Here is a 5,635-nt window from a genome sequence, read left to right on the forward strand (position 1 = left end):
TTCATAATTTCTTACTTCTTTAAACAGGTCTTTGTACTCTGCACAATATGCATCTACGAGCGCAACTGTTGGCTGGGCATCCCTTGGCAGATGTTTCAGGATTTGTAATTCTACATCCATTGCTCTACTTACCTTGTAGAGTTCTATTTTTCCTTTATTCTATTCATTCTATCCGGAAAGTGACAGAAGAGGGGTATAATCCTGACTTAACGGTAGAATTAATCCCGCTTGTAGTGCAGGCCATAATTGCGCCGCAGTTGTTAGCGAAGACGCTTCGTTAACGATCGCTAATACTTCTAAGTTAAAAGTATTACCAATACAAGCAGCCAGTTTTAGGACTTTTTGCGTTTCTGGCGACAGTTTGCAAATGTTTCTCGCTGTTAGTTCAACAACATTTAGGTCAGTAATACCAATCGCTTGAATGTCTTGAATATCCCAGTGCCAGACCCCAGATTGGAACTCATACGTTAAGAAGTCTTCCTGATTGAGAGTTTTCAATAGTTGTGTTAAGAAAAAAGGGTTTCCGGCGGTTTTGTGGAATAGTAATTCTGCTAGCGACTGGCTGCGTTCTGTGTCGTTCAACGTATCGCCAATTAATGCTTCTACATCTGGTAACTGCAACGGTGAGAGGACGATGTTATTTACTACTGCATCTGCTTTTTGAATTTTTTCTAAACTCATCATCAGCGGATGGGTGTGAGAAACTTCATTATCGCGGTATGCTCCAATTAATAATAAATATTGGCGCTCGCTATCCGTCATCAATAGCTCGATTAATTTTAGCGATGCGGAATCAAGAAATGCCCGGATCTGTCTCGTCTTCCCGGTACAAAGTTTTCAATTTTGCCAGTCGCTTGCAGTTGAAACAAGCATTCTTCTAAATCCGCTTTCAGCCCCCAAGCGCTTTGATAGCGTTCTTCTGCTGTTTTCGCTAACAGCTTCAAAATAATCGCACTAATCGCCACTTGCACAAAAGTAATCAAGCTGGTTGTTTGAGTCGCGATCGCTTCTTTAAGCAAGCAACCCGGAATGTCTTCTAAAACTAAAGCCAGACTATGCTGATAATTTTTTAACTCGTATGGTTTAACAATGCCGGGTATTTGCAGAGGTTCGATGATTTGATATTCGTGACGCAATCGTGCAATGTCTTCTAGGGGTGGATGTTCCTCAAGGAGAGTTTTGATAATAACGGAGGCGTTATCGGTTTCTCGCCGTCCGCGATAAATAACGGTTTTCTCGCCGTAATGAAGGGTTTCGAGGAGTTGATAACCAGATAAAATAGCTGTCATTATTTTCTCTTGCAGTATAAGCATTCTTAATATGCCCATGCAAGATTATTTGTGTAACATTTGAGACAAAAATATGCAAACTCTAAAGCTAAAAATAAGTGTTTATACATAAGAGCCGTGTAAAAATGCTCTTTAAGAGTTTGAGGATCGCTAAACTGATGTACTATACAGATAGCTTTGCAAAAATCAAAAATTAACCATGGTAGAACGCCCAATCAAAAAATCGGAACGTCAGTCCCAAGTAGATACTGAGAACAATTCCGAAAATTCGGATTCTGTACCTTCTATTGAATCCAATCCCAGAAGCTCGAAACGAAGTGGTAATCGCTCGTCTGGCAAAGGAAAAAAAGCATCCTATGGAGATGAAAATAAGCAGCCGGTTAATCCTGCATTAGCACGCGGGCCGAAACCCGTTAAACCACCTAAACCCAATGTTAAAACAGAGTCTGAAACCGAAGCAGAGCCTATTGCTGAAGAGTCTCAAGATTAACATTTTGTGGCAGTCGCTATCCTAAAGGGTACAATACCAAAAAATAGATGCAAAACTTTCTGTATTAAGCCTTTTTGAAGTGTGTCTTAATTTACGAATGATCAATTAGAAGCGATCGCACTTCCATAGATTAGTTACTGTGTTAGTTGCGATCGCTATAGTAAGTTTTGATAGCTTTACTTTTGACTTGTGACGGGAGAATTTCCCACTCCGTCGTTATCAATTGCACTATAACTTTCACTACTCATCAACCCCAACCAAGGGTCAGAATTAGGAGTTAAAAACAGTTCGGCGTAGACTTTTTCATTTAATGAATTTACTTCACTTGTCCCGTTTCCTTGGATAAACCATTGATGAATTTGTCTATGCAGCATATATTCATTTCTGGCGGTATCTAAAGCCATTGTTGTTTCAAAGTTGCTGACGACGCGCTGCAAATCAACATTTCCTTTTTGGAAGCGTTTAGCATTTATCAAGGCAACGCTATTTTTATCTAACTTTGCATCATTTGTGTAGAGTTGAGCAATGCGCTGCCATGTTGCTTCATCAGTGATTTCTCGTAAAGCTACTGGATTGCTAGTAGCAGGAGACATATTCCGTAGCATAGGACTTTCTACTGCCATTTTAGTCATTGCGATCGTGCCTGCAACTGGAGCGCTAGGTGGTTCGTTGCTCGAAGTAGGCATTTCTACCAAACGCGGCGGATTTTGAATGTTCAGTTTTGTTAAATCTGCATTCCATTGCTTTTGAATTGCTGCTAACCGCTGACGGTGGTAATCGCGCAAAAAGTTTTCTCGTGCTGTACCTTGGCGTTTGCTATATTCTTTAATTGCTCGTTCGCTATCAACTAACTGACGCAGAAAAGCTTGAGGGCCGTATAGCCCTGGAATTGCATCGACAGGACGACCGGAACTATCTAAAATATAGTGAATGCTGTTGCCTGTAATTGTACGTTCTAGCTTGCGTCCATCACCAAAATCTACAGTCACTTTCGGGGCTGAACGCACAGATTCCCAATGTAAAATATAGTTTTGTCGCAGGTATTTTGATATCTCTGCGTTCGGATACAAAGCGACGCGGAAAAAGCGACTGTTAGCGCAACTCAAATCTTGGTCGAGTCTTCCTAACAATCGTAACGAGAGAATAGGTTTATTACTTGCTTTAGCCGCGGCTTTTGCTTGTTCTAAATCGGTGTACCAGTAAAGTTTTGAGGCGTAGCAATCTTTTTGTTGGCAAAGTGCATCTAATGCTTGATGCATTTGAGGTGAGGCATTGGTAAGTTCTTTGAGATGAATACTGAGAAATTTATCTAACCCGTTTGGGCCTTGCGTACGGAGTTGAGTAGCTTGTTGTGTAAGTTCTGCGGGTTTGGTTGCAGATGTTTGAGTCAAAGCTGTTAGCACTAACCCCGTACCGACAACAGAAGTTGTCACAACAGATGTAATGAGTTTTAACTTCATATCCTAATTAATTAAAAATAGTGTTGTTGCGATTATAGTTTTTCTGTAATCATGAGTCACTAGTTTGTAATTATATGTAGCTTTATATAACCTGCGCTCTAATTCAAACTTGAAAATGCTTGATTTCTAAGATTTAAAAGCATTTTATAGATGCGTGGTGTCTGATCGGAGGGTATATTATCCTGACTTTTGTACAGGGTAATAGTATTAATATGGGCGTTGCCTAAATGCGGGATAAATTGAGATTTTTGCTCGAAGCTAAAGATTGATTCTTTGTCTCTTTTGCGCTGCGTTTCTCTTTATTATACTTAAGTCCTATATAGTTGAACGAGTCTTCACACAGAATTGGTATCAAGCCTGATAATTAGCGGGCTTGATATTACACCAAACTAAAAAATTGGCACTATTAAAACTTTGTGTTATGGTGTCGTTTTACACAAATTACCCAGTAATAGCCAATGATTAATTGTCGCCAATTGCCAAAGTATCTGACATTGGTATTTTTGTCAGGAGTATTAGGAGCTGAGTTAGCAATCTCTCAAGTTCTTGCCCAAACCAGCGTACAGTCATCTGTTAGTAAAGGTGTGACTTTTACATGCAATGATAGTGAGGCAACCATCAAAGGGAAAAATGGGCCGAAAGTAACTGTTGGGCTAACAACTATTTACATTGGTTATCAACAAGTATCATCTGCGAACAAAGACCCTCGGATCGTTCGTTTCGATAATGGTGTGAAAAAATGGTGTCGGAGCGACTACGAAACAACGAATGACGATGGCACAGGCTACGGATTGCTTTGGGATGGCGGAAACGTTTTGTATGGTGTTTTCTCATCCACTGGTAGCCAGACTGGGAATGATTTTCGACGCTTTGCTACTAATGGTTGGTTGCCTAGCTATGGTAGCGGCGGCGGTGCGAAAGTAGCAGTTCTAGCCCGGATTAATCCTACTAGTGGCAATGTTGACTATGCGACGTTTTTATCTGCCAGAAAGCCTACTGATGGCAAAACTAATTCTTTAGTTGTCACAAATTTATTGTGGAATGGCACAAATTTGATTGTGAAAGCAGATTCGTGGTCTTATCCTCGTCGTAGCGATCGCAATTCTATGACTTGTTCTGGTTCATCACCTTTTAAATACATAGCTGCATTTACTGGTGATTTAAAAAAGGTAAACTCAGCTTCCGCAGTTAACTGTAAATGAACTACCCAAAGACGGGGATAATATCGTGTCGGGTGAAAGACTTATCATCAGGACTGACACGGTGAGACAGCGCTGCGGGAGGGTTTCCCTCAGCAGGCGACTGCGTTAGCGCAGCGTTAGCGAGCTTGCGAGCGTCACCCGAAGGGAGACGCAGGGACGCGGGGACGCGGAGACAAGGGAGAGTTTTTTTGATAAGAATGGTCACTCAATCAAGTCGAGAATTTCATCGAAGCAGAAGCAAGAAACTAAATTTGTTAGTTTCTCTGCTAAGGCAGAATGAGTTGGAGGAATTTGTTGTATGAGTTGGAAAATTCGTTCGGCATCGACTTCAATAGCTGCCTGATGTAGCTGTGCTATCCATTCAGCAGGCATATGCGCGATCGCTTGTAGATGATCCAAGATAGAAGATTCTAGATTCTCTTGCTTGCGATCGATTTCTGCTTCGCTGTTTTCTTGGGCATAGATATAACGCACTGGCAAATGTTCGGCTATCTTTTCAAAAATCACTTGCTCCCGGAATGGCTTGCGAACCAAATCATCGCAACCTGCGGACAAGATACTTGCCCTTTGTTCTTCAAAGGCACTAGCAGTTAAGGCAATGATTACGGTGCGGAAATCTGGCAGAGGTAAATTATCTCTACTATTTTCCTTGGCTCTAATTTCTTTAGTTGCCTCGTAGCCGTTCATTACAGGCATCCGCATATCCATCAAAATCAAGTGGGGTTGCCAAGTTTGCCATAAAGCGATCGCTTCAAGCCCGTTATTAGCAGCGTTCATTTCAAAACCAACGCTACCCAAAAGTTGTAAGATTAAATCGCGGTTTTCTTGGCGATCGTCCACTACTAGAACGCGGCAAGGAGGGCGATCGTCTGCCAGTCTTAAAACACGCCCCTGAGTTAACTTTGGTGTAACTGCCAATGGTTCGGCTAAAGTTACTTGCACATCAAAGCAAAAAGTCGATCCCTGTCCGAGAATGCTAGTAAAGCGAATATCACCACCTAACAATCGCACAAATTGCCGACTGATCGTCAGTCCCAATCCCGTACCTTCCTTCATTTGGATACCGCTGCTTGTCTGGACAAAAGGCTGAAACAGGTTATCCATTTCTTCAGGGGCTATCCCTCTTCCTGTGTCTTCGACTTCAAAGATTAAGGTTTGGGGATTGGGGATCGGGGATTGGGGATTAGCGATTGG

At 41.7% G+C, this 5,635-nt stretch carries 4 protein-coding genes and 1 pseudogene; 2 read left to right on the forward strand and 3 right to left on the reverse strand.

Annotation, left to right across the window (positions count from 1 at the left end; translation table 11 throughout):
• Nucleotides 1-195 precede the first annotated feature (195 nt).
• Nucleotides 196-1,289, reverse strand: a pseudogene (locus tag I8752_RS39175) (hypothetical protein); the annotation flags it as partial.
• Nucleotides 1,290-1,488: 199 nt separating this feature from the next.
• Between I8752_RS39175 and I8752_RS30840 the strand changes: the two are divergent.
• Complete coding sequence (locus tag I8752_RS30840) at nucleotides 1,489-1,779, forward strand: hypothetical protein (protein WP_214435988.1); 291 nt, start codon at nucleotides 1,489-1,491, stop codon at nucleotides 1,777-1,779.
• 176 nt (nucleotides 1,780-1,955) lie between these two features.
• On the opposite strand, the gene I8752_RS30845 is transcribed toward I8752_RS30840, so the two are convergent.
• Nucleotides 1,956-3,239 (reverse strand): hypothetical protein, encoded by a 1,284-nt coding sequence (locus I8752_RS30845; RefSeq protein WP_214435989.1) that lies wholly within the window; start codon nucleotides 3,237-3,239, stop codon nucleotides 1,956-1,958.
• Between the two features lie 458 nt (nucleotides 3,240-3,697).
• Between I8752_RS30845 and I8752_RS30850 the strand changes: the two genes are divergently transcribed.
• Nucleotides 3,698-4,441: a hypothetical protein gene (locus I8752_RS30850; protein ID WP_214435990.1), complete on the forward strand. Its 744-nt coding sequence runs from the start codon at nucleotides 3,698-3,700 to the stop codon at nucleotides 4,439-4,441.
• A gap of 201 nt (nucleotides 4,442-4,642) precedes the next feature.
• Here I8752_RS30850 and I8752_RS30855 read toward each other — a convergent pair.
• Nucleotides 4,643-5,635, reverse strand: a 993-nt coding sequence (locus I8752_RS30855) for a response regulator (RefSeq protein WP_214435991.1), incomplete at its 5' end; no start/stop codon positions are given.

Source organism: Dendronalium phyllosphericum CENA369 (assembly GCF_016056275.1).
Lineage (GTDB): Bacteria > Cyanobacteriota > Cyanobacteriia > Cyanobacteriales > Nostocaceae > Dendronalium > Dendronalium phyllosphericum.